Below are 1,675 nucleotides of genomic sequence, written 5' to 3'. Positions count from 1 at the left end.
TTTGTCAAAGTCCTTGGACTTTGACAAAGTGTTGTGACGCAAAAGTGATTTTGAGACTTTTTGAAAAGTGCCTGTGTAGCGATGGGGAATTTTACCTCTTTTTAATTCTACTCTTGTGAATATAGCCTATTTCATTGTCTTTTGTCATTACTTGCCACCAATTTCCTGTGGTATCCAGTACTCTTATGGGTAGTCCTGAATCTACTGTAGCTATAATTTTAGAAGAAGTACTCTTACCTTCTCTTACATTGGTATAACCATCTGGGTCAGAGATATAGTATTCATAAAATTCTAAGTATACTTCAATATCTTCCTTATCAGATTTTGATATTTTAGGGTCTTTGAGAATCTTTAATATAATCTCTTTTACCTCTAAATCCCCCCGATCTACAAGGTAGTCAAAATAAAGACCATCAACATAATGATATTGTTCATAGTTAGCTTGAACATTTGTTAATGCTCCTTGATATGTAAAGATACGAGCTTCCTCTAGTTCTTTTAACTTTTGATTTAGATTCTTGTCATTTTTGAATAATATCTTCATTTTTTGTTTTAAAGTATTATTACTCAAATCCCATTCAGACAATTCATCAAAATAGTCATCTGGATCGGCTTTAATTTTATTAGAATTCTTGTATAAAAACTCTAAAAATTCCTTTTCAGTATCAAAATCTCTATGATGCTGTGCCCTACATTGGAGCGTACAGCAAATAAATAGTATTAATAGTATTTTTTTCATTTTATTATATTTTCCTTTGTTGTTTCATCAAAGTTTCTTGTTTTATTTGAAAGAACAATGATATTTTTCTTTTTATTATCAGCTAATTCTAAGATAATTGAACTATACCCTAAATAAGTTTTCAAATCTTCTTCTATATCAAGTTTTTTGATATCTTTCTGGGCTAAGTTTTTTAGCTTATTGTAATTGTTATAGTCTGTTGGGCAACATATTTTTAATTCATCTTTAGGAAAATGATTATAGTAATTGATGTAATTAGAATAAATTTTTTCTTTCATCTTAGACTGCTCTTCAGCTATTTTTCTAACAAACAAACTATCTTGTTTTATTGTATCAAAATAGGGAATAGTAAGTTCTGACAAAGTATAATTGACAGAAATATTGGTATCTATATACTGATTTGCTTTTTCTGTACCATCAAAATGATATGATATAATATACTTAGCTATAAGGTTTTTAGGCAAAATGTTTTTATCGAAAACAATTTTTTTACCTTCAAAAGTATCTGATTCTAAAAATTCTTTAAATACCCAAATAGTATCATTTTTATAGTCAATTGCATAATCTTCTGAAATATTTTCATTTATTGAATACATCTTTCCAATAAAAAGATTGTAATTATCTAATGAAATTTTTAAATACTGGTCTAATTCGCCCAATTGGGTTGTTTCTTCATATTGATTTTTAGACATTGAAGTATTATCTCCTGAGGCTCTTTTTTTAAAATCACAGGAATATATCAATATTAAGCAAAAAATATAGATGATGATTTTCATTTATTGAGCTATTATTTTAAATTTTAACAATTATTCTTTCTTATAAGGAATCGCTAAGTTTTTATCTATGTGTAAGAACTGTTCACCATAGAACTTACTGTCTATTTTTATATTATTCACTTTATAATTTTTTTTCATTAGTGTTTATCAAAGAAATGTT

At 26.9% G+C, this 1,675-nt stretch carries 2 protein-coding genes; both read right to left on the bottom strand.

Annotated features, from left to right (window positions below; genetic code table 11):
- Nucleotides 1–91: 91 nt before the first annotated feature.
- On the bottom strand, nt 92–739 hold the full coding sequence (locus HMPREF9073_RS07675) for an SH3 domain-containing protein (RefSeq protein ID WP_009413274.1): 648 nt from the start codon (nt 737–739) through the stop codon (nt 92–94).
- Nucleotides 736–1,515 (bottom strand): hypothetical protein, encoded by a 780-nt coding sequence (locus HMPREF9073_RS07670; protein ID WP_034555639.1) that lies wholly within the window; start codon nt 1,513–1,515, stop codon nt 736–738. The genes HMPREF9073_RS07675 and HMPREF9073_RS07670 overlap by 4 nt, the downstream gene beginning before the upstream one ends.
- Nucleotides 1,516–1,675: the final 160 nt, after the last annotated feature.

The organism is Capnocytophaga sp. oral taxon 326 str. F0382 (assembly GCF_000318295.1).
GTDB lineage: Bacteria > Bacteroidota > Bacteroidia > Flavobacteriales > Flavobacteriaceae > Capnocytophaga > Capnocytophaga periodontitidis.
The sequence above is the reverse complement of the archived record's forward strand: the minus strand, read 5'-3'. Positions and strand labels throughout refer to the sequence as shown.

What these genes read in the sequence shown, in the direction of transcription:
- HMPREF9073_RS07675 (WP_009413274.1), bottom strand. Translation starts at nt 739, where the DNA reads ATGAAAAAAATACTATTAATACTATTTATTTGCTGTACGCTCCAATGT.
- HMPREF9073_RS07670 (WP_034555639.1), bottom strand. Translation starts at nt 1,515, where the DNA reads ATGAAAATCATCATCTATATTTTTTGCTTAATATTGATATATTCCTGT.